Annotated in this window: 21 protein-coding genes; 3 read left to right on the top strand and 18 right to left on the bottom strand. The window is 59.3% G+C overall.

The features are described 5' to 3' along the window. Position 1: 1 nt before the first annotated feature. The 12 genes from kdsA to EH55_RS13470 all read right to left on the bottom strand — a co-directional run bounded on the left by kdsA (position 2) and on the right by EH55_RS13470 (position 13,800). A complete protein-coding gene (gene kdsA, locus EH55_RS06625; RefSeq protein WP_037975966.1) occupies positions 2 to 850 on the bottom strand; it encodes a 3-deoxy-8-phosphooctulonate synthase in 849 nt (282 codons plus the stop codon). Beyond that, positions 837 to 3,122, bottom strand: coding sequence for a tetraacyldisaccharide 4'-kinase (gene lpxK / locus EH55_RS06630; RefSeq protein ID WP_037975967.1), 2,286 nt, complete (start codon positions 3,120 to 3,122; stop codon positions 837 to 839). Before lpxK ends, kdsA begins: the two co-directional genes overlap by 14 nt. Position 3,123: 1 nt before the next feature. Next, complete coding sequence (locus EH55_RS06635; protein ID WP_037975969.1) at positions 3,124 to 4,890, bottom strand: ABC transporter ATP-binding protein; 1,767 nt, start codon at positions 4,888 to 4,890, stop codon at positions 3,124 to 3,126. Continuing rightward, entirely contained in the window at positions 4,884 to 6,017 is a 1,134-nt protein-coding gene (gene lpxB, locus EH55_RS06640) for a lipid-A-disaccharide synthase (protein ID WP_037975970.1), read from the bottom strand. Before lpxB ends, EH55_RS06635 begins: the two co-directional genes overlap by 7 nt. Continuing rightward, on the bottom strand, positions 6,002 to 6,817 hold the full coding sequence (locus EH55_RS06645; RefSeq protein ID WP_037975972.1) for an LpxI family protein: 816 nt from the start codon (positions 6,815 to 6,817) through the stop codon (positions 6,002 to 6,004). Before EH55_RS06645 ends, lpxB begins: the two co-directional genes overlap by 16 nt. 314 nt (positions 6,818 to 7,131) lie before the next feature. After that, complete coding sequence (locus tag EH55_RS06650) at positions 7,132 to 7,377, bottom strand: (2Fe-2S) ferredoxin domain-containing protein (protein ID WP_037975973.1); 246 nt, start codon at positions 7,375 to 7,377, stop codon at positions 7,132 to 7,134. A 3-nt stretch (positions 7,378 to 7,380) separates the two neighbouring features. Beyond that, complete coding sequence (locus tag EH55_RS06655) at positions 7,381 to 9,078, bottom strand: [FeFe] hydrogenase, group A (RefSeq protein WP_037975974.1); 1,698 nt, start codon at positions 9,076 to 9,078, stop codon at positions 7,381 to 7,383. Between the two features lie 6 nt (positions 9,079 to 9,084). After that, the gene (locus tag EH55_RS06660; protein ID WP_037975980.1) at positions 9,085 to 10,959 is read right to left on the bottom strand and encodes an NADH-ubiquinone oxidoreductase-F iron-sulfur binding region domain-containing protein; all 1,875 of its coding nucleotides are present in this window, start codon (positions 10,957 to 10,959) and stop codon (positions 9,085 to 9,087) included. 1 nt (position 10,960) lies between these two features. Then, positions 10,961 to 11,437: an NADH-quinone oxidoreductase subunit NuoE family protein gene (locus EH55_RS06665; RefSeq protein WP_037975981.1), complete on the bottom strand. Its 477-nt coding sequence runs from the start codon at positions 11,435 to 11,437 to the stop codon at positions 10,961 to 10,963. Positions 11,438 to 11,543: 106 nt separating this feature from the next. Then, complete coding sequence (locus tag EH55_RS06670) at positions 11,544 to 12,206, bottom strand: redox-sensing transcriptional repressor Rex (protein ID WP_236617092.1); 663 nt, start codon at positions 12,204 to 12,206, stop codon at positions 11,544 to 11,546. Positions 12,207 to 12,400: 194 nt separating this feature from the next. Next, complete coding sequence (locus EH55_RS06675; protein ID WP_037975983.1) at positions 12,401 to 13,111, bottom strand: hypothetical protein; 711 nt, start codon at positions 13,109 to 13,111, stop codon at positions 12,401 to 12,403. Between the two features lie 59 nt (positions 13,112 to 13,170). After that, positions 13,171 to 13,800, bottom strand: coding sequence for a TetR/AcrR family transcriptional regulator (locus EH55_RS13470; protein ID WP_051682715.1), 630 nt, complete (start codon positions 13,798 to 13,800; stop codon positions 13,171 to 13,173). A gap of 435 nt (positions 13,801 to 14,235) precedes the next feature. Between EH55_RS13470 and EH55_RS06685 the strand changes: the two genes are divergently transcribed. After that, positions 14,236 to 14,583 (top strand): ferritin family protein, encoded by a 348-nt coding sequence (locus EH55_RS06685; protein WP_037975984.1) that lies wholly within the window; start codon positions 14,236 to 14,238, stop codon positions 14,581 to 14,583. Positions 14,584 to 14,608: 25 nt separating this feature from the next. Continuing rightward, positions 14,609 to 15,409 (top strand): family 1 encapsulin nanocompartment shell protein, encoded by an 801-nt coding sequence (locus EH55_RS06690; RefSeq protein WP_037975987.1) that lies wholly within the window; start codon positions 14,609 to 14,611, stop codon positions 15,407 to 15,409. Positions 15,410 to 15,806: 397 nt separating this feature from the next. On the opposite strand, the gene EH55_RS06695 is transcribed toward EH55_RS06690, so the two are convergent. From EH55_RS06695 to EH55_RS06720, 6 genes are all read right to left on the bottom strand, one after another. Continuing rightward, positions 15,807 to 16,895, bottom strand: coding sequence for a pyridoxal-phosphate-dependent aminotransferase family protein (locus tag EH55_RS06695; RefSeq protein WP_037975988.1), 1,089 nt, complete (start codon positions 16,893 to 16,895; stop codon positions 15,807 to 15,809). A 75-nt stretch (positions 16,896 to 16,970) separates the two neighbouring features. Then, positions 16,971 to 17,435 (bottom strand): GatB/YqeY domain-containing protein, encoded by a 465-nt coding sequence (locus EH55_RS06700; protein ID WP_037976241.1) that lies wholly within the window; start codon positions 17,433 to 17,435, stop codon positions 16,971 to 16,973. Between the two features lie 2 nt (positions 17,436 to 17,437). Next, complete coding sequence (gene rpsU, locus EH55_RS06705) at positions 17,438 to 17,626, bottom strand: 30S ribosomal protein S21 (RefSeq protein ID WP_037975989.1); 189 nt, start codon at positions 17,624 to 17,626, stop codon at positions 17,438 to 17,440. A gap of 158 nt (positions 17,627 to 17,784) precedes the next feature. After that, positions 17,785 to 19,107: a MiaB/RimO family radical SAM methylthiotransferase gene (locus EH55_RS06710; RefSeq protein WP_051682716.1), complete on the bottom strand. Its 1,323-nt coding sequence runs from the start codon at positions 19,105 to 19,107 to the stop codon at positions 17,785 to 17,787. Between the two features lie 51 nt (positions 19,108 to 19,158). After that, complete coding sequence (locus EH55_RS06715) at positions 19,159 to 20,694, bottom strand: FGGY-family carbohydrate kinase (protein ID WP_037975990.1); 1,536 nt, start codon at positions 20,692 to 20,694, stop codon at positions 19,159 to 19,161. A 5-nt stretch (positions 20,695 to 20,699) separates the two neighbouring features. Then, entirely contained in the window at positions 20,700 to 21,797 is a 1,098-nt protein-coding gene (locus tag EH55_RS06720) for a C45 family autoproteolytic acyltransferase/hydolase (RefSeq protein WP_037975993.1), read from the bottom strand. An 86-nt stretch (positions 21,798 to 21,883) separates the two neighbouring features. On the opposite strand from EH55_RS06720, the gene rsmG reads away from it, so the two are divergent. Further along, complete coding sequence (gene rsmG, locus EH55_RS06725; RefSeq protein WP_070110109.1) at positions 21,884 to 22,585, top strand: 16S rRNA (guanine(527)-N(7))-methyltransferase RsmG; 702 nt, start codon at positions 21,884 to 21,886, stop codon at positions 22,583 to 22,585. Positions 22,586 to 22,622 lie beyond the last annotated feature (37 nt).

The following is a 22,622-nucleotide window of genomic DNA, read 5'->3' on the forward strand; positions in this document are numbered from 1 at the left end:
CTTATTTTACGTCCGTGAAGCCTATCTTCCCGCGGACGACCTTGTCTATCTCGTAAACCTGGCGCAGCGCCCCGCGCACGTCGGCCATCGGAATGGAATTCGGGCCGTCGCATTTGGCGCGCTCCGGGTCGGGATGCACCTCCATGAAGAGCGCGTCGACGCCTATCGCAACGGCCGCGCGCATCAGGGGCAGTGCGAAGGCGCGGTCGCCTCCGCTGCATGTCCCCATGCCGCCGGGCTTCTGCACGCTGTGCGTCGCGTCGAACATCACCGGACAGCCGAGCGCGCGCATCACAGGCAGAGAGCGGAAGTCGACCGAGAGCTCGTGATAGCCGAAGGACGTCCCGCGCTCGCAGAGAATCACGTCGCGGCAGCCGCTTTCGCGACACTTTCCGACGACGGAGGCCATGTCCTCCGGCGCCATGAACTGCGCCTTCTTGACGTTAAGCGGCCTGCCGGTCCTGCTCGCGGCCGCCAAAAGGTCCGTCTGGCGGCAGAGGAAGGCCGGTATCTGAAGCAGGTCGACGTGCTTCGCGGCGATCTCGGCCTGATATGGCTCGTGTATGTCGGTCACCACCGGCACGCCGGCCTCTTTCCCTATCTCCGAGAGCCATTCGAGCCCCCTTTCAAGCCCGGGGCCGCGGTAGCTCTTTATCGACGTCCTGTTAGCCTTGTCGAAGGACGCCTTGAATATGTAATTGAAGCCGAACTCCGCACAGTATTTTTTCATTTCGCGGGCGATCGAAAGCGCCTCGTCGAAGGTGTCGAGCACGCAGGGGCCCGCGGCGACCGTAAGTTTTTCGCCGCCGACCTCTATGTCGCGCACCTTTACTCTCTTAACGTCCATCATTCACAGCTCCTTTTTTGTCGTCTATAGCATCAAGATATTTCGTATACTTTTCGTAAACGCGGCACCGCGTCTCCCAGCCGAGCTCCTTCGCGCAGTACTCAGTCACCCTTTCGAGCGCGCCGGTGCGTCCGAGGTTTTTTATCCCCGCCTCCTGCATGAAGCGGCGCAGCCCGCTGTTCGAGAGCACGCGGAAAGCCGCCGAGGAGAGCTCCTCGGCGGTGGGGGGCACGAGGATTTCGGCGTCGCGCAGCAGCTTCTTCTGGCGCAGCTTGCCGCGCTCTATTATCGAAACGACCGGGATGCCTATGCCGGCGCAGAGCTGGTTCGCGGTGCCGCCGAGCCCTATCAGCAGCTCCGCGCCGTATGCCGCGGCCGCGACCGGCTCGCGGCATATGTTGACCGTCACATCGCCCGACGAGAGCCTCGACATATCCTCAGAGAGCGTCCAGCCGCTGAGATTCTCCGCCAGCTTTTTTATCTCTATCGTCGGCGCCGGCACCATCACAAAGCTGCATTCGATCCTGCGCGAGAGCAGCGCCGCCGCGTCGAGGATCAATTTTACATCCTCATAGGCGCGCGGGCGGCTGCCGGGAAGCAGCAGCACCTTCGCGCCTCGCTCGTCCCATGCGAAGGCCGGCGCCTTCGCCTCGTCGAGCAGGTCCATTATCGGGTTGCCGTAAAAGACAGCCGGCACTCCGCCGGCCGCGAGCTCTTTCGCCGTCTCCTCGTCTCGCGTGAAGACGAGCACGCAGCGTCTGCGCAGAAAGAATTTTTCTATCCAGAGATGCCCCGAGAGGTGGATCGTCTTGGCGGTCGCGACGAGCAGGGGCTTCATGCCCTGCCCCCATAGGACGCTCGACGCAAGATATACGTCGCCGACGCAGAGCGGCGTGCGGTAGCTGCCGATAAAGCCGCGCATCGCGTCGCGCTGCTCCTTTATCGCGACGCCGAGCCCGCAGCGCACGTCGCGCAGAAAGTCTCCTATGTGATACTTGACGACGCCGCCGCTCGGCATATCGGCCGGCGGGGATACGACGCGGATGCCGCTTTCCTCGTATGGTTTGCCGGAGCCGACGAAGGTGAAGGCGTCGATTTTCGCGCATCTGAAGCGCTCGGCCAGCTTTTTTGCAAGGACCACGCCGATCGCGTCCTCGCCGTGCCCGTTCGAGGCCACGAGGAAGGAGGGGCGCAGCCTTTCGGCTATCTTCCTGCGGAAGGCGAGAGAATCCCTGATCGCGACGGATATCGAAGGCACGTAGAGGGGGCGGTCGAAAAAGAGCCCGTGTGGAATGTTCGTCAGGTCCTTTTCTGTGCAGACGAAGCCGTCCGCTCCGACCTCGCCGGCGAAATTTTCGAGCTCCGCGACATCCTCCTCCGTCAGAAAGTGGTGGTCCCTGAAGGTGCGGCGCCCCGCAAGCTCTACTCCGAGCTCCCCGAGAAAGCTGTAAAAGCCTTCGGGGTTCCCTATCGCCGAGAGCGCGATATATCTGCCGCGCGGCGAGAAGTCCCGCGGAAGTTTTTTTTCGTCGCCGGCGGAGATGGAAAGCCAGCGGTCGAGCTTTATATCGGCGGTAAAAATTTTATCTTCGGAGACGTAAGGAGCGAGTTTTTTCTTTATCGCGGCGACGGCCTCCGGCGTAGTCTGATTCGCCTTCGTCAGCACGACTATATCGGCGCGGCGGAAGGCGGACATCGGCTCGCGCATCAGCCCGGCCGGCATTATATTGCCGTTGCCGAAGGGACAGGTGGAGTCCACGAGGACTATGTCGACGTCGCGCGCCATCTTCCTGTGCTGAAAGGTGTCGTCGGTCACGGCGACCTCAGCGCCGAGCGCGGCGAGCAGCTTGACCCCTTCGAGGCGGTTGCGCGAGACGACTATCTTCGCATCAGGCAGCCGCTTCGCGAGCATCAACGGCTCGTCCCCCGCAAAGTCGCGCCCCGTGCTCTTTTCGTCCTGCCCGATCCAGAGGGGCGGGTGCTCCTTCGTGCGGTAGCCGCGGCTCACGACGCCGGCTCTTATGCCGCTTTCGGCGAACTGCCTGACTATATATTCCGCCACCGGCGTCTTGTTCGTACCGCCGAAGCTGTTGTTGCCTATGCTCACGGTAGGGAGCGCCGGGTCGGTAACGGAAAAGATCCCGCGATTGAAAAGCTCTATGCGCAGCTTCATCCACGCCGACGCGATAAGCTGGCACGGATATAAAACGCTCCAGGGGGAAAGCCCGCTTTCGCCCCGCACGTATCTCAGATAGCTGCGCAGAAGCTTCGACATGCTACGCCTCTTCCGGCGTATGCCTGCCGTTGCCCGCCGCGTACATTTTATAGTACTGCCCTCCGGCCGCGATCAGCTCGTCGTGAGTTCCCATTTCGGCGATAGCGCCTTCCCTCAGCACGAATATCCTGTCGGCGTCGCGTATCGTCGAAAGGCGGTGGGCTATGACGATGGCGGTGCGCCCCTCCATCGCGTTGTTCATCGCTTCCTGCACCTGCTGCTCTACGAGCGTATCGAGCGAAGACGTGGCCTCGTCCATTATCAAAATCTTCGGGTCGCGCACGACGGCGCGCGCGATAGCGACGCGCTGGCGCTGCCCTCCGGAAAGAGTCACGCCGCGCTCTCCGACCTCCGTATCGAAGCCGCGCGGCAGAGTCTTGATGAAATCATAGATTCCGGCCATCTCGGCCGCCCTGACGAGGGCCTCCTTCGTCACGTTCTTGCAGCCGTAGCCGATGTTATAAGCGAGCGTGCCCTTCATAAGCACGGGGTCCTGCGGCACGACGCCGATCTGGCGGCGGTAGGATTTTATTTCGACGGCGCGTATGTCCACGCCGTCGACCTTGACCGCGCCGCCCTGCGGGTCGTAGAAGCGCATTATCAGATCCGCGATCGTCGACTTGCCGGCGCCTGTCGGGCCGACTATCGCGACCTTCTCGCCGCGCTTTATATCGAACGAAAGGCCGTTCAGAACCATTTTCGAATCGTTATAGCCGAAGCGCACGTTCTCAAAGGAGACGCGCCCCTCCATCGGCGAAAGAATCTGCGGGTTTTCTGCGACGGGGACCTCGTTCTTTTCGTCCAAAATCTCAAATATGCGATCCGCCGACGCGGCGCCCTGCTGTATCGAGCTGACGACGCGGCTCAGAGTGCGCACCGGCTGCACGAGCAGACCGATATAGGTGCAGAATGCGATGAGCCCGCCGGCCGTCAGCCTGCCGGCGATGACGCTGCGCCCGCCGCTCCAGAGGATTATCGCGAGCGCCGAAATGAGGATGACCTCGACGATTCCCTCAAGCACGCCGCGCACCTGCGTGCCCTTCATCACCGCCTTGAAGTGAAGGTCGCTCTCCTCCTTGAAGCGCTTGTATTCCTCCTCTTCGGTGGCGAAGGAGCGGACTATCTTTATCGACGAGACCGCCTCCTGCGCGATCGCCGCGACCATCGCGAGCCTGTCCTGTATCACCGCGCCGACGGAGCGCAGCTTCGACGAAGCCCTGTCTATCGCGAGCGCCGCCACGGGAATTATCAGAGATGTTACCAGCGTCAGCCGCCAGTTGAGAAAGATCAGGAAGCCTATGATGCCGACGAAAGTGACGCCCTGCACGACAAAATCTATGACGGCCGACGCAAGGATGTTCTGAAGCGTCGCGACGTCGTTCGTGATGCGCGAGAGGAATTCGCCGGAGCGCCTGCTGTAGAGGGTCGCGAGCGAGAGCCTCTGCGTGCGGTCGTAGAGCTCGAGGCGGATATCTATCACGACCTTCTGCCCGACCCACGTCATAAGATAGAGGTTCGCATAGGCGAACGCCGCCTTCAGTATATAAAGAAACACCACGCTGACGCAGAGTATGTTCAGCAGCTGCGTCTGTTTTCTTATCAGGACGTCGTCGACGACGTTCTTTATCAGCCACGGCGGGATGATCGACGCGACGGCGGAAAGTATCATGCAGACGACCGCGTAGATCAGCCGCTTTTTATACGGTACGCAGTACTTAAGGACGCGGAAGTACGACGTCCACTCCTCTTTTTTTGCGAGCTTCAGCATTTTCCCGTTCCCTTCATTATCTCTTCGCTCCAGAAATCGTAGACGCCCTCTTCGCCGAGCGTCCTGCGCGCGCGTTCCATCGTCTCTTCTATCCCGCCGCGGAACGCTTCATCGCCGTTCAGCCACGCAAGCGCGCTCTTCGTGATGTTCTCCGCGGTGGCGCTCTCCTGTAGCAGCTCCGGGAACATATCGCACCCCGCTAAGATGTTCGCCATCGCGTAATGCCGCGTCTTTATCACGCGGCGCGCCACAAAGGCCGACAGCGGATTCAGCCTGTAGGTCACTACCATGTAGCAGCCGAGAATCAGAGATTCGACCGTGATCGTGCCGCTCGCGCCTATCGCGCAGCGGGCCCGCGCCATCAGATCGCGCCCCTGGCCGGCGTAAAAGCGCACGCCGGAGCGCGTGAATTCCGAGATCATGTCGTCGTGTGCCGCCGGGTTGAGGCCGGGGGCGACGGAAAATACGGGGAGCCACCCCTCGCCGGCAAGGGCCTCCGCGCTCTCGCGCATTATCGGAAGAAGCTTTTTGATCTCGTTCCTCCTGCTGCCCGGCAGAAACGCGACCATTTTTTCAGAATCAGGAAGAGAATCGGCCGCCGCGGAGCCCGGCGCCTCTTTTCTGAACTCCTCGACGAGCGGATGCCCCATCCATTTGCTTTTGCATCCGCGCGAGAGCAGATATTCGTGCTCGAACTTAAAGAGAGGCAGACATTCGTCGACATAGCGGCGCAGAGCTTCGGCGCGGCCGCCGCGCCACGCCCACACCGAAGGCGGGGATATGTAAAATATCCGCCCACGGTAGCCGCGCCTGCGCAGCTTCGCTATAAGGTGCAGATGGAAGTCGGGGCTGTCGCAGACGACGACGGCCTCGGGCGCACGCTCGATGATGCGGCCGGACATCTCGGAGAGCAGCGAAAGTATCGACGGTATCGCCGACAGCACCTCGGTCAGCCCGAGCAGCTGAAGGCGCTCGCCCGGCCAACAAACGTCTATGCCGGCTTCGCGCGGCTCGATTCCGCCCATACCCCATATTTCGCCGTCGTAGCCTACTGCGCGCAGCTTTTTGGCGAGCGCCGCCGTATAGTGGTCGCCGGACGCTTCGCCGGAGCTTATAAAGAGCGACAAACTTCCACCCCGATCACCGAAATGTTTTTTTCCTCAGCGGCCTTGCGAAACTTTTCCGGCTCGACTATCAGAGTCCAGCCGGCGTGGAGCGCGAGGCAGGTCAGCTTCGCCTGCGCCATATGGTAAAGGGTCTCGGGGCCGACGGTCGGAATGTCGTAGCGCTCGTCCTGGTCGAGGCGCATCATCTTGGCGACGACGCCGCCCTTGCAGAGAGAGCCGGCGCGCAGAAGAGTGGCGTCCGTCCCCTCCATCGCCTCTACGGCGACGACGGAGCGCTTGTGCGTTATCACGGTCTGCCCGAAGGAGAGCGGCACGACCGCCTTGCATATCGAAAATCCGTACTCCGCGTCGTCAAGCTCTTCCTTGGTCGGCCTGCGCCCCGCTATGTGGCCGCTTTTGGCGAGCAGGTCCGGCACTATATCGCGGTAGCTGAGGACGTGAAAGCCCTCCTTTTCAAGAAAATCTACTATCGCGCCGAGGAGCGAATGGTCGTCGCGGAAGAGCAGCCCTGCGAGGAAGCGCTGCGTCGTGAGGTCGAAAAGCGACGGCTTGAATATCAGCGTCTTCGAGACTGTGCCCGCCATAATAACGTTCTTCACGCCGTGCTTCCTCATATCCTTTATCGTGAAGCCGAAATCGGGCTTTGTTATATTGACGACGTCAAGGGCATAACGCGAGAGCGCCCCGACGTTTTCCCTTATGGAATAGACGACGGGCGGCCTCCCCCTATCGGTGAGCCTGCTTGCTATCTCCACGGGAAGCGAGCCTTCCCCCGCAATAAGCGCCGTCTGCTCTTCCAAAACGATTCCTCCCAAGCCGCCGGAGCGCTCCGGCGAAGGTTTCCGAATAATATTCTCACAGAAATAAACCATCTTAGGCATTTCAATAAAAAATGCCGCTCGCGCCAACTAAGTATAGCATAAAGGAGGTTGAAAAACGCGAAGCCGAGCGGCTCCGCGCGTCATAAGAAAGGGAAGGGCGGCTACGGAAAAGGCCGGTCCGTTGAACCGGCCGTCATCACGAAGGGCGCCTCGCTTAATCCAAGACAGAAAATTCCGCGCTCATATTTCGATGCGCTCGTTCCTGCCATTAACAGCTTATGCAGTTCGTATCTTCAAAGCCGCTTCAGTATCGTTCCTTCGAAAAATTCACGGGCGGACTCGGGGGATACGCTGTATATCTTTCCGTCCACCTCCACGGAGACGCCGTTTTCACAGTGCCCCATGCAGAAGGAGCCGCTGATCTCTATTTTGTCGTGCAGATCCCTCTCTTCAATTTCGTGCTGGAATAGCTGGAGCACGTTATATGCGCCTCTCAGGTGGCAGTAGGTTCCTATGCATATTTTGACGGCTACGGACATAATTTACGCCTCCCTTTCAGCGCTGTAGCGGACATGAAGAAGGTCGTGGACGCGCCCCTTCAGCACGCCGCTGTAGAGCGAGAGCATGAGCGGATTCTCCTCCGAACGTTTTATGCTCGACATCCTGTCGGCGGAGTAGAGCCCGTGGGCGCGGCTCTCCCTGCCCTCTCTAAGGACGAAGGGCTGTCCGGCGCCGCAGACGCAGCCGCCCGGGCAAGCCATCACTTCGACGAAGTCGTAGCGCTCGCCGTCCTTGATGCGCCTTATTATCTCACGCGCGTTGCCGAGCCCGCTGACGACGGCTATCTTAATTTCGCGCTCCCCGTATTTCACCGCGGCTTCTTTGATGCCTTCGCTGCCGCGGACGCCTCTGAAGGCTATCGACTGGAGCGCCGCCGGCGATTTGTTGCTGATTATTCTGCGCAGCACCGCCTCCGCCACGCCGCCTGTCACGCCGAAGATGACCCCGGCGCCGCTCATCGTGCCGAAAGGCATATCGACGGCCTCCGGTTCGAGTTCGGAGAAGACGAGGCCGGATTCTTTTATCATCTGTATAAGCTCCTGTGTCGTGATGACGTAGTCGACGTTAGGGCCGCCCGCGCCGCGGAATTCTTCGCGCGCGGCTTCGCCCTTTTTCGCCGTGCAGGGCATGACGGCGACATGTACGTGTTTTCTCGACGAATGTCGGTGGTGTTCTTTTATAACGGAGGCGAACATCTGCATAGGCGAATGGCAGGTAGAGAGGTTTTCCACCACCTCCGGCTCGTTTTTCTCGGCGTAGCTTACCCATGCGGGGCAGCAGGAGGTGAAGAGCGGCATTCTGTGTTCGCCTTCGCCGAGGCGGGCTATGAATTCAGCAGACTCTTCAAGCACCGTAAGGTCGGCGCCTGTGGATGTGTCGAACACCTCGTTGAAGCCCATGCGGCGCAGCGCCGCTACGATGCGCCCCATGGCGTTTTCGCCGTCGCCGATGCCGAGTTCTTTTCCCAGGGCCACGCGAACGGCGGGAGCTATCTGCACGGAGACGCGCGTGTCCTTTTCGTCGAGCGCCTTCCAGACTTTATCGCAGTCGTTCTTCACCATTATCGCGCCGGTAGGGCAGACGGCGGCGCATTGGCCGCAGCCTACGCAGCAGCTTTCGCTAATGGGGATGTCGAATACGGTGCTTATCGTCATCTTCGCGCCGCGCCGAGCGAAATCGATGGCGCCCACCTGCTGTATCTCGTTGCACATCCTCACGCAGTCGCCGCAGAGTATGCATCTATTGTGATCCCTCGTGATACACAGAGACGATTCGTCGCGTCGCGGCGTCTTCGCGCCGTTCGGGAAACGCACGTCCTCTATGTTGAAGCGCATTGCAAGTTCCTGCAGCCTGCACTTTCCGCTGTTGCCGCAGGTGGTGCAGTCGCGGCAGTGATCGGCAAGCAGCAATTCGAGTATCATTTTACGGTACTTACGCAGGCGTTCTGTGTTCGTCCATATCTCCATGCCCTCCTTCGGTGGGGTCGAGCAGGCCGCGTCGAGAGAGCCCCGTTTGTTTTCCACCATGCACATGCGGCATGCTCCGTAGATGGACAGCTCCGAATAGTAACAGAACGTGGGTAGGCTTATCCCGGCCTTGCGTATGACCTCAAGTATGTTTTTTTCGCCGTTTATCTCGACGGGAATGCCGTCTATAGTCATATATTTTTTTGTTTCCATCTTCGCTCAGACCTCCTTGACCGCGTGGAAGGGACATGCGGCGACGCAGGCGCCGCATTTGACGCACTTTTCTTTATCTATCGCGAAAGGCTCCTTTATCTTGCCGACGATGGCTTTGACCGGGCAGCCGCGCGCGCACTTCGAGCAGCCTTTGCAGAGCGCCGGGTCTATCTCGAAGCTCTTGAGCTTGCTGCAGGCGCCCACCGGACAGTACTTTTTATTTATGTGCGCCTCGTATTCGCCGCGGAACTTTTTGACGGTGCTGACGACCGGCAGCGCCGCCGTTTTACCCAAGCCGCAGAGCGCGGTATGCGAGATCATGTCGGCCAGCTCGAGCAGCAGGTCAATGTCGCCGGCGCGCCCCTCTCCGGCGACTATGCGCTCGAGTATGGCGAGCATCTGCTTTGTGCCGCCGCGGCACGGAACGCACTTGCCGCAGGATTCGTTCTGCGTGAAGTTCATAAAGAAGCGCGCCACCTCGACCATGCAGGTCCTGTTATCCATAACTACGAGCCCGCCCGAGCCGATCATCGCGCCGGCGGCCGCGAGCGAATCAAAGTCCAGCGGCAGGTCGAGGTCTCCCGCAGTGAGGCAGCCGCCGGAAGGGCCGCCTATCTGCACGGCTTTGAAGTCCGCGCCGCCGCGCATGCCGCCGCCGACCTCAAAGACGACATCCCGCAGCGTAGTGCCCATAGGGACCTCTATGAGCCCGGTGTTCTCTATATTTCCCGTGAGGGCGAAGGCCTTCGTGCCGGGGCTCTTCTCCGGCCCGAGCGACCTGAACCAGGCGACCCCTCTCTCGATTATGAGCGGTACGTTAGCGAAGGTTTCGACGTTGTTGAGCACTGTGGGGCTGTCAAAAAGGCCGTGTTCGACTGTGCGCGGCGGCTTGACGCGCGGCATGCCGCGCCTGCCTTCTATCGAGGCGGTTAGGGCGCTGCCCTCGCCGCAGACGAACGCTCCCGCGCCGCGGTTGATATGCAGATGGAAAGAAAAGCCGCTGCCGAGGATGTCGTCGCCGAGCAGCCCTATTTCCTCGGCCTGCGCTATCGCGGCGCGCAGCCGCGAGACCGCTATAGGGTATTCGGCGCGGACGTATACATAGCCGTTCCGCGCACCGCAGGCGATGCCCGCGATCATCATGCCTTCAAGCATGCGGTGCGGGTCGCCCTCCATGATACTTCTATCCATGAACGCGCCCGGGTCGCCCTCGTCTCCGTTGCAGACAATGTACTTCTGCGCCGCTTTTTGGCGCTTCACCTGGCTCCACTTGCGCCCGGTCGGAAAGCCGCCGCCGCCGCGGCCGCGCAGCCCCGATTGCTCTATCATCTCGACGATCTCTTCCGCCGTCATCTCAAAAAGCGCGCGCTCCAGAGCCTGATAGCCGCCGATCGCAAGATATTCATTTATCGAGGTTGCGTCGATGTGCCCGCAATGTTCGAGGACGCGGCGTGTCTGCTTCCTATAGAAGGGGATATCGTCCTGCCTGCTGAAGCTTTGTCCTTCCTTCGTATAGGCTAAGCGCGCGATCGGTTCGCCGCCGATTATCGTCTTCTCCACGATCTCCTCGCAGTCTTCCACGCCGACCTTGACGTAGAGCCACCCCTGGGGGTCGATGCGTACGAGCGGCCCCATCTCGCAGAAACCGTGGCAGCCGGATTTTTTAAGGCCGACGGAGCGTCCGTGCGGCTCCTCGCGGAGTTCGACCGCGACGTTGAGGCCGCGCGCCTCCATTATCTTTTTCAATTCGTCGTATATCTCCAGCGATCCGCTTGAGATACAGCCTGTCCCGGCGCAGACGAGTATCCTCTTTTTCTCCCCCGCAAGGCTTGCCGCGCACATCCGGCGCAGCTCACGAAGTTCTTCGCGGTTTCCCGTCATCTTAAAATTCCTCCTTAAGCGCCGCGACTAGTCTCGCGGCTTTGTCGGGGGTCATCGCAGGGTAAACCTTGTCGTTGACCGTGAGCACCGGCGCGAGGCCACAGGCTCCGAGACATGACACCGTCTCCAGGGTGAAGCTGAGATCGTCGGTCGTCACCTTACTGTCCGAGAGCGCGAGCTCCCGGCGCAGCCGCTCGAGTATGGGGATAGACCCGCGCACGTGGCAGGCCGTGCCGTCGCATACTTTTATTACGAACTTACCCTTAGGAGTGAGAGAAAAGTTTTCATAAAAGGTGGCGACGCTGTAGATGTGTGCTTGCGGGACTCCCAGCTGTTTCGAAATGTAGGGGAAAACCCACCTTGGCAGGTAACGGTAATGTTCCTGAATACCCTGCAACACCGCGATGACGGCCGTGCTCGACCTTCCGTGTTTGCCAATTAAATCGTCGATTAGAGCGTAGTCGAAACCTTCTGTCACAATGCATCCCTCTTCTTTTTTATATGCCATTTTTCAGACAAAGCAAAATCGTTATCCCTGCAAATGTAGCGGGCCCCTGGATTGCCCCTTCCCGACGTTTCGGCTGCTAAAGCTTCGGAGCGTCTCTCTGCTGCCGCAGCCTTCCGGAGAGCGCTGCAAAAGAAGCGGCAAGGTTTTCGTTCGTTATTATTATGTCGTCCGGTATGTTGAGGTGTAGCGGCGCGAAGTTCCAAATAGCCTTGATGCCGCCTAAAAGCATCGCATCGCACACTTCCTGTGCAGACGACGCCGGCGTCGTGATTATCCCGATGTGGACGCCGAATCGTCCGCAAAGCTCGGTGATCCGTGAAGCGCTGAAAATCTCCTTGCCGTGCACCGTGGTGCCCGCGACGGCGGGGTCGCTGTCAAATCCCGCTATGATGGACAAGCCGTAGCCGGCGAAATTTTTGTAAGAGAGCAGGGCGCGTCCGAGGTTGCCAACGCCGACCACCACAGCCTCATTAGCATTGTTGCAGCCGAGGAAATCCTCCATATCCTCTATAAGGCCCGCAAGCGCGAAGCCGATGCGCGGGTTCCCGTCGACGCTGGAGACGGCGGCGAGGTCTTTTCTTACCTGCACGGGATGGAGCCCCAGCTCTCCTGCGAGGAAGGCTGCGGAGACATGGCTCTTCCCCGCGGCGCGGAGTTTTTTGAGATTCTCAAGATAAATGGGCATGCGCTGAAGAGACTGCCTCGATATGCTGAGCGGTTTCGCATCGTCCATCGTCATCAAATTACCCCCTTTGCAGAAATAAATATTCTATTATCGATAATGATATATCGATATTAATATTTTGCAACCCCTGTTTTAGAAAATATTTTATTCAACATATTATCAAGATTGATTTGTGTCACAACAACGAGAGAAGGGGCCCGGCATCGCCGGGCCCCTTCTCTCGTTTTATTCGTCTGCGCGGATACGCTTTACTCCGCGACGTTTTCCCTTCTCCACAGGCAGACGGCGTAGCGCGGACATTCGGGGCAGAGCGAGCCGACCCTCTTATTTGCGTAATCCGGTCCTACGCCGATAATAAGAGAATCGGAAATGTGCGGGACGAGCATCGAGGACTCGTTGATCGAAAGCCCGAGCTGCTCGCCTTGGCAGAGGGCGAAGAGAGTCTTTTGTCCGGTCACAGCCCATCCCTCTACCGAGCCGGGCTGCATCAGCGGGCCGACGCCCCAGCCCCTCTCCTTCGCGCCCTCTTCGACATGCGCGCTTACCTTCGCGGCGAGCTCGTCAAGCGCCTTGACCGCGAAAATGTCGAGGTAATACATCAAAATGTTTTCGCCTTCGGCGCCGTATTGATGAATTTTATCGGCGACCCTTCCGCCGGCCGTGCAGAGGGCGGCCGCTATCTCCTTAGCAGGCATGAGGAGCCCGGCAACGCGGGGGCCGACGTGGAACCTTTCGCCTACGCTTCCCCTTGCGATTTCCACAGACTCTCCCGATATGTCCCTTATAGGAAAAGTTTCGACGATGGCCTTCAATTCGACCAGACGCAGCGCTTCTTCGAAAGCCGCGTACGCGCCATTTTCCATGGCTTCGGGAAGCTTTTTCCCTTTGCGTTTTTCTTTTTCCTTCGCCAGAACCTCTTCGCAGCTGAAGCTGACTTTGTAGAGAGTGATGATTGCCATGTTGCCGCCCCCTTCGTTTTTATTTTAATTACCCGCCGCAGAATTTTTATTTGCTAAAACTATCTCGGCGTCAGCATGTTGCGCATGAATTCCCACAGGACCCCGCCGTACTCCTTCCGCGGATCGAAGGAGCCGCGGCTCATGAACCATCTTTCGTCTATGCCGTTTGAGAAGAGCGCGACCGTAGAGAAGAGCTCCTCTACGCTCCTGTCGCGGCGGATCTCGCCCTTCTCCTGCCCCTCCGCTATAAGTTTTTTGCAGATGCGCGCGAAGGCCCTCTCTGGCGAAAGCATATACTCATAAGCGGGACGGGCGCTGTCGGCCCTCAGAATATAGGCCATCGCGATGCGCTGGAATTCTTCGCCTCCGGCGTCGGATATGTCGAGCGAAAAGAGAAGGAAGTCGTAAAGGCGGTCCATCGCCGGTTTGTCTTTTTCTTGAACGAGCTTGCCCCGTTCATAATCTTCGTAATATTTATTGGTGTAAGTGCTGAGGAACATTATTATCAGCTCCTCCTTGCACTTGAAATAATGATAAAAGGTTCCGACCGACGTTTTTGAAGCCTCGACTATATCGTCGACCGAAACGCTGTGGTAGCCGTACTGCTGAAACAGCCTTATGGCGTAGTCGAATATCGTTTGTTTGGTTTTCTCCGCCTTGATCTGCCTCGGGCTCTTTTTTGATACCATAATCCCATCTCCTTATATGGCGCCTGCGCTGCGGCCAGCTTAAGCCGCAAAATAAATATAACCGTTTTTTGTCAGCATACTAATAGAACAGCCTCTGTGATTATAATATTGTTTCATCGCCTCCGTAAATATACAGTCTAAATTTAAATGGCTTAAATAAATCGAAACATTTCGCTCTATAACGCGCGGCTCGCTTTCATATCGCGGAGCGGGGGCGGCGGCGCCGAGTTTACGCTGCGCTTTCTTTCAAATCGGCGGTAATTTTTGCGTTAATTACGCTTGCAAGTTGCCAACCCTGATGGTAAAATCTAAAATGGTTTCAAATAAAAACAGCAGGCGCCTATACTCTCATCCGACGGAACAAGAGGACGGGAGGCCCGGCGCGGCAGCTAAAACGCCTGTTCAAGGCAAAAAAATCGCAGGGGGGATATCTATATGGAAGCATACACGGAGCCTTACGGCCTGCTCGGCAAGCAGACCGTCGACGCGGCCCAGGCGCTCAAAAGCCTGCAGGAGGAGCTGGAGGCGATCAATTTTTACAACCAGCGCGCCGGCACCTGCACGAACGAAGATCTCAAGCGCATTATGGCGCACAACCGCGACGAGGAGATAGAGCACGCTGCGATGCTCATCGGCTGGCTGAAGGTCTATATGGACGGCTGGGACAAAGAGATCGGCGACTATGTCGTCAACGCTCAGGCGGGGAATATGGGCGTCGACGGCGGAGAGGACGTCCCCGAAGAGAGCTCCGGCGATCAGGGGCTCGGCATAGGAAAGCTGTAATACATAAAGCGAAGGGAGAATGAACATGGATATACTCAAAAGATCATTGGCGCCCGTCACAGGCGAGGCTTGGGCGGAGATAGACGCTCAGGCGGCGGACGTGCTTCGCGGCGTGCTTACGGGGCGCCGGGTGGCGGACGTATCCGACCCCAAGGGATGGCGCTGCGACTCTGTTTCCTCGGGAACGCTTTCTCTCGCGGAAGGCTCGCCGGTCGAAGGCGTAAACTACGGTATACGCGAAGTGCTGCCGCTCGTGGAAGTTCGCGTCCCCTTCTCTCTGCCGATGTGGGATCTTGACGACATCTCGCGCGGATGCAGGACGACTGACTTCACGCCGCTGCAGGCGGCGGCGCGCCGGGCGGCCCTCTTTGAAGACACCGCGATATTCAAGGGGCTTGAAGAGGCCGGGATCCTCGGTATAGAGGCGGAAACCGACAACAGTCCCGTCGAAGCGGGGCTTGACGACGATTCGCTCATCAAAGCCGTCTACGCGGCGACGCATGTACTCTCGTCGCGCAACGTCGGTGGCCCATACGCGCTTGTCTGCTCAAAAAGAGTCTGGGAGAAAATCGCTACCTCCAACGCCGCCTACCCGCTGCGCAAGAGCCTGGGGAAGATCGTCGACAAGATCATAATTTCCAGGCAGTACGACGCCGACTTCGTCGCCTCGCTGCGCGGCGGCGACAGCGAGCTCGTGATCGGCCAGGATTTTTCCGTCGGCTACCAGTCGCATTCGACTACGGAGGTAAACTTCTACATCACCGAGACTTTCACCTTCCGCGTCGTCACGCCCGAGGCTTTCGTGCCGCTCGCAATAAGCGAATAACGCACAAGATAATTGATAATTATGCGGGGAGATTCCACCTCCCCTCTTGCGCCGCCGTATGCCAGCATGGATACGGCGACCCTGTTTACATCCCAAACCGTGAAATTTAAGCGGGGCCCCATATGTGCGTATGGAAGCCCCTGTGCATGGAGGTAAGTAAGGTCTCGGAGCGCGCCGATGTGTGGGGTCGGCGCGTTCCGCCTGTGAAGAGATCGCCGCGTTTGCGAGGTCAGCGGATTCCTATCCGGTTTTCAAAAGCCGGAGGCAGAGCTTTTCCGCCGCCTTAAGCCATTCAGGCGCTTTTAATTTTTATCTCGCCCGGCTGATGCGCTCCGGGGATGCATATCTCCACAAGCGTCCCCCTTTAAGGTATTTCAGTGACCGCTAACTAGAGAAGCTATAATTTTTTGCTTATAACTTTTTCTACGACGTCCATGCCGCGCTTCACGAGTTCGGCGTTTGCCTGGCTGCCCATGTGTCCGATGCGGAAGACTTTTCCCGCGAGCTTTCCCCAGCTTCCCCCGACAGCGAGCCCCTCTTTGCGGAACTCGGCGTCGAGCTCCTCCCACGTCCAACCGTCTGGAATCATTATCGCCGTTACCGTCGGCGACGAGAGCTTTTCATCCTTCGCGTAGAGCGAAAGCCCCATCTCCTTCGCGCGGCGGCGGCAGAGCGCCGCGGCTTCCTCGTGGCGCCTGAATCCATTTTCCAGCCCCTCTTCGAGCGAATCTTTGAGAGAGAGGTTCATGGCCTTGTTGGCATGCCAGTTGTGCGTGTAGGGCATCGCTTTGGTTTTGAGGACGTTTTTCCACGGCAGGAGCGCGTCGTAGCCCGCGTAGTTTACCCTGGCCGCCCGTTTCCACGCGCGTTCGCTTACCGTGGTCGCGTGGATGTCCGGCAGGATCGAGAGGCATTTCTGACTGCCCAGGAGTCCTATGTCTATCCCCCATTCGTCGACGCGGACGTCCGCGCCGAGCGCGCTCGCGACGAAGTCGACTATGAATATCGCTCCGCTTTCGGCGACGGCCGGCGCTATTTCGGCGAGAGGGTTGAGCAGTCCCGACGGCGTCTCGCAGTGGACCGCGGATATGAAGTCCGGCCCGAATTCGGAAATTTTTCTGCGCGTCTGTTCCGCCGTTACGAATTCGCCGTCCGGCGCTTCGAGGTATTCGACGCGGGCTCCGAGCGCTTCCGCCATTTCGCCGAAGCCGTGCCCGAAGAGGCCGTTCGAGATCGTCAGGAATTTGTCGCCGGGCCCGACGAGGCTCTTCATGGCGCCCCACAGCGCCGACATCGCCTCGCCGGAGCCTATCGCGACGTCGTTTTTCGTTTTGAGCACGCGCCGCAGCAGCGAGATGTTATCGGAAAGCAGAGCGAAGAATTCGTCTTCGACGTCGCTGCTCCCGTAGTCCGTCAGATATGCTTCGCGGTATTTCTGCGGGACCGATACCGGCCCCGGGACGAGTGGAATTTTGTATGTCTGCATTTATTTGCCTCCTTGCGCGAAAAACGCCGGAGAAGCGTTGACCTCCGGCGTTTCTTGTTGCTTTCTGCTTTGAGTCTAATGCGCCGACTGTTCCAGATACTTCTGGACCGCGGCCTTGACTCTGTTTCCGTCGGCTAGGCCTTTTACTGCCGCCATCGTTCTGCCCATCATTTTTCCCATGTCTTTCATGCCCGCGGCATGCACTTCCGCGGCCGCTCTCTCGACCGCCTTCATTATTTCTTCGTCGGAAAGCTGCGTGGGCTGATATGCCTCGAGCACCTTGGCTTCTTCGAGCTCCCTCTGCGCCCGCTCCTCTGCGCCGCCCTTCCTGTATACTTCGGCGGCTTCGCTCCTTTGCTTGATGAGCCTTTTGACGAGCGTCAGGATGTCGTCGTCGGTCAGCTGCTTTTGCCTGCCCTTCTCCACCTGCGATAGCTGCATCGCGGCTTTGAGCATACGGAGGACGGAGAGCTTGAGCTCATCTTTATTTTTCATGGCGGCGACGAGATCGCTTTGGATTTTGCCTGCAAGATCGGACATGATCAATAATCGCCCCTCCTGCCTCTGTTACGTGCCATCTCGGCCTTCTTACGCTTCTTGATTTCGCTGGGTTTTTCGTAATGTTCATGCCTCTTGGCCTCACGAAGCACACCAACCTTACGAATCTCTCTCTTGAAACGTTTAAGGGCGTCTTCGATCGACTCATTGTCGCGTCTGGTTACGGTGGTCATCAACATTCCCCCCTTTCAACCGGGGATAACACCTAAGCGAAAATTTCTTCACACTTTTGGAATATGCACTCCGCCTGATGTCATTCGATATATTACTATCATTGTATTATGGGGGATAGGAAGCCGTTTTGTCAATAACGGTAAACGCGACAATTCAATCAAATCACTGAAATATCTGAGCAAAGCGATGAACTCGCGGAGACGCCCTCAGTCGTGAGCCCTTCGCCGGCGTATCTCGACGGGACGACTGAAATCGTTTCGTTTACCGCTGCCGCCGCCTTCGCCGTTACGCGGATGTAGTTGCCGCTCAGTCCCTTGGCCGCGGCGCCGTCCGTTTCCTCAACGAGTATCGCAAGCTCCCTGCCTATCCAGCGCGAGCAGAATTTTTTATGCAGCTCCGAGGCGAGCGCGAGCGCCTCGGCGACGCGCGGACGGACTTCCGATTCTTCAAGCTGGGGCATCGCGGCCGCGTCGGTGCCTTCGCGCGGCGAGTATGGGAATACGTGGACCTTGCCGAACTCCTGTCCGCGCACGAATTCCATGCTGCGGCGGAACGCGCTTTCATCCTCCGATGGGAAGCCGACCATCAGGTCCGTGCTGACGTGCAGTTCGTCGCCGAGCATCGCGCGCGCACACTCGGCGGTCTTTGCGAAGTCGGCGGCCTTATAGCCGCGCCGCATCGCCGAAAGCACACCGTCGTCCCCCGACTGCAGCGGCATGTGCAGATGCCTGCAGAATGCCGGACATTCGACGAGCGCGGCGAGTAGCTTTTCGTCCACCGCGAAGGGCTCGATGGATCCGAAGCGGAGGCGCTTTATGTTCGGCAGAGCGCCGATGCGCCGCACGAGCAGCGGGAGGTCCTCGTAGAGGCCGAGGTGCACGCCGGTCAGCACGATCTCCGGGCAGCCGCCGTCGGTGACGCGCCGCGCCTCTTCTACGGCCTCCTCCATCGGGCGCGAGACGGGCCTGCCGCGCACCGACGGCACGATGCAGTAGGAGCAGCAGTGACTGCAGCCCTCCTGCACCTTTAGAAAAGCCCGCGTGTGGAGGCGCGGCCTGTCGAGCGACAGCGCGTCCCACGAGCCGTCCCTTCCGACGTCCGCGTTGGCCTCTACCGTCGGCGCGCCGCCGGCGAGCCTTGCCGCTATCAGGCGCGGCAGCTTGTGTTTGAGCCTGTTCCCGAGCGCTATGTCGACATCAAGCAGCGCGCGCTCCTCTTCGGAGAGCTTTTGCGCGTAGCATCCGCACAAGGCTATGACGGCGCACGGATTTTCGCGTCTCGCGCGGCGGATGATTTTTCTGCATTTGCGGTCGGCCGTCGCGGTGACGGTGCAGCTGACTATCACGATTATGTCGGGCGCGTCGCCGCGGCGAAGCGCGCCCGCCGCTTCGAGCGCGGCGGCTATCGCTTCGCCTTCGTATTGGTTGGTGCGGCATCCCTGAACGTATATCGAAAATTTTTTGCCCTTTAATATTCCCATTTATCGGCTGCGCGGGGGCGAAGCGCCCCGCGCAGCTTAAACTCCGTTTCGTTAGATGTTTCTGACCTTCGCGAGCCCGGCGAAGAGCTCTTTCATCGGTCCCGCAAGAAGGCGCTGGCGCTCGGCGAAAACTTTGCCGTATATTTCAGCGCTCTTAGCGTCCGGCTCGAAGCGCGCTCGGAAGGTTACCCACCGCCGCATCGTCTCTTTGATGTCCTTTATGTCGCCGACGGCGTGCGCCGCGACGGCGACGTCGGCCATAAGCCCGCCCTCGCTCCTCGTCGGTATGTTGTAAGCGCCACCTAAGATGTCGGCCTTTATCTGCGTCCACAGCGGGCTCTTGCTGCCGCCTTCGGTGCCGATTATCTCGTTCAGCGGGATCCCGCATTCGCGGTAAATTTTTATCATCTGAGCGTATTCGAAGGCTATCGCTTCGAGTATCGAGCGCCACATCGCGGCCCTGTCGCTGACGCCGAAAAGCCCGGCGAAGACGCCGCAGGCGCCCGGCATGTCGGGACCTGCGCCCTGCAGGTACGGATAGAAGAGCAGTCCGCGCGAGCCGGCCGGAACGTCCCCCGCGAGCGTGTCCATCTCCGCGTAAAACATCGGGTCTCCGGCGCGGTTCGCGACGTTGTCGCGGAACCAGCGCAGCGAAAGCCCGCCCGCGCGTATCATGCTCCAATAGAAATAAGCGTCCCGCAGCGTGCCCATCGCGAACATCATCCCGGGAGCCGCGGTTATCCTGCTGTCCGCCTCTTTGACGGCGACCGCGAATATCGACGCGGTGCCGGCGACATCCGTAGCGAGGCCAGGTTCGAGAAGCCCCGAGGCGAGCGCCGACTGCATCGTGTCGCCGGCGCCAGCGGCGATCGGGATGCCCGGCGGAAGTCCCATCTTCTCGGCCTCGGCTTTGCAGAGATATCCGACCACATCCCACGGCTTTACTACGCGCGGCAGCATCTCCATCGGGATGCCGAGCGCTTCTATCTGTTTGTGCGACCAGTCGCGCTTCTTGGCGTCGTAGCCTATCAGCCAGCCGGACATCGTTGCCCAGTCGAGGAAGGCGTCCTTCGCGGAGAGCCCCGCGAGCGTGCCGAGCACGAATGGGCCGTTGTTGACCACCTTGACCGCGCTTTCGCGGAAACCTTTATATTCGTTGAGGAACCAGCGGAGTATCATCGGCGGCATAAATTCGTCTACGATGGCGTTGCCGCTCTCTTCGGTCCATACGGGCTCTACGTTTTCGCGCACCCACGCGGCTTCCCCGCTTGCGCGGTTGTCTAGGTAGGGGACGAAGGGCGTTACGGGGCGCCATTTTTCGTCTATCCCGACGATGCCGCATATTATGCCGCTCGCGGCTACGGCGCGCACCTCGGCCGGATTTATCCCGGATTTCGCGAGGCATTCGCGCACGCCGTCGCGCACGTTTTCGACGAAGCAGTTGGCGTCCATCTCGGCCCAGCCCGGGCGCGGATAGGAAATTTTATTTTCCCTGTAAGCCTCGGCGACGCGCGCCGAGTCGATGCCGTAGAGCGCCGTCTTCGTCCCCATCGTGCCGCAGTCGAACGCGATATAATACTTGCCCATTTGAATCAGTCCTCCCTAGGCTTCAGAATCGACTTCATATCGATTTGAGTCCATTCCTGCTCTTCGGGTATCTTGAACCAGAGCTCATATCTTTCCGGCACGGCCACGAGCTGGTAGAGGGTCTGCTCCGTCGTGGCGCCGAGCTCGTCGATCTTCGTGTCCATGATGTTTTTCATGACGGTCTCGTTTATCGTGCCTTTGAAGTGCTTCGCGAGGTTGAGGAGATTCTGGCGGCGCGTCCGCGTCATCCAGTATGTTTTGTCGTCGGGGCGCGGAAGCCCCCATGAAAATTCCGTAAAATGGTTCGTCAGAACGGTGAGCCCGGGGCGCGAATGGGAGAGGCGCAGCTTTACGTCGAAGACCGGCCACTCGAAGCAGCGCGCGGTCTGGCCGTCCGCTACGCCGACTATGTAGGCGAAGTTCGCCCTCGTCGTCTGGAAGGCGCTTTCGATCTCGTCGAGCGTGGAACAGTCGAACATAAAGCCGAAGAGCGCGGCGACGGCCGGTACGCGGCTGTCGTACCAGAGGGCGCCGCCCGACGGCATACCGTTGTTCAGCTCGAGGAAGAGCCCAGTTTCGTTCATCGCGTTCACGGCGTATATCTCTCCCGCGTAGCCGAGCGCCGCCACCGAAAGCGAGCCGTCGGCGGGGTGGAAGGCGACGAGGGCGAGGTCTTCGCTGAGCTCCTTGAACCACGGCAAATAATCGTAATTGCGCCCGTAGACGAGGGGGCCGGCAGAGTAGTCGCCCCACGCGGCGATGCCGGAGCACTGCGGCGAAACGAGCTCGGATGAGGCGATGACCTCCAGCGCGTTTATAAGATTCAGATCTTCTGGAGAGAGCCCCGACGTCTCCGCCATGCCCCGCAGAATCTCTTTGAAGCGGAACGGGTAATTAGCGACGAATTTTTCGGCTTTCTGGCAGACGAGTTGCCGGTCGGGCGCGTCGTTCAAAAGCTTCGTCATCGCGGCGTCGTAGATGTGGCGCAGCTCCGGCCGGGCGAGCGCGCCGTACTGGCGTCCCATCTCGCGCCATGTGCCGTACAGATCCAGTATGTTCAGTTTGCCGTTTTTTATCTTCGAGCCCTTTTCAAAAGTTTCCATAAGCCAGCCTCCCGTCGGTGCCTCTCGTGCTATTATTATACACGCGCGCTGTCATTTTATTATTATCACGCGAACGGGGAAATTTTATGATGGAAAGCATCGGCGTTGAAAAAATAAAGAAAATAGTTTCTGAAAACGAGGGGAAGCTGAGGCGCTACGTCGAACTTTTGATAAAGGCCAACGAGCTGGCGCGCCTCACGGGGCCCTCCGACGAGGAGACGCTTTGGAACGCCCATATAATAGACTGCGCCTACGCCCTTCCGCTGCTGCCGGAGCGCGGCAGTGCGATAGACGTGGGCACCGGCGGCGGGCTGCCGGGAATCGTCTGGGCCGTCTGCCGGAAAGAGCTTAAAGTGACGCTGCTCGACAGCATATCGCGCAAATGCGCGCAGCTGGAGAGGATCGCCGGGCTTATGGCTCTGGGGAACGTGACCGTCGTCTGCTCGCGCTCGGAGGACTACGCGAAAAAGAGCGGCGCCAATTACGATGTCGCCGCGGCGCGCGCCCTCTGCTCCGCCGGGATACTTGCGGAGTATCTCGCGCCGTTCGTGAAGCGGAAGGGGCGTCTGATAGCGTTCAAGGGGCCCAAGGCCCGGGAAGAGCTCGATGCCGTCGGCGGAAAGTGGGGCAGGCTTGGGCTGTCGCAGCCGGAGCCCGTCCACTACAGGCTCGCCGACATGGACAGATATTTCGTGATATGGGAGAAAGCTTCGCCTATGCCGAAAGGCTACCCGAGGCGCCCCGGCATGGCCGAAAAGTTCCCCTGGTATCTCGCCGGGAAAAAGTGAACGTTTCAGGCCTCGAGAGGCTGCCGTGCGGAGGGCT

The sequence above is a fragment of the Synergistes jonesii genome, assembly GCF_000712295.1.
Lineage (GTDB): Bacteria > Synergistota > Synergistia > Synergistales > Synergistaceae > Synergistes > Synergistes jonesii.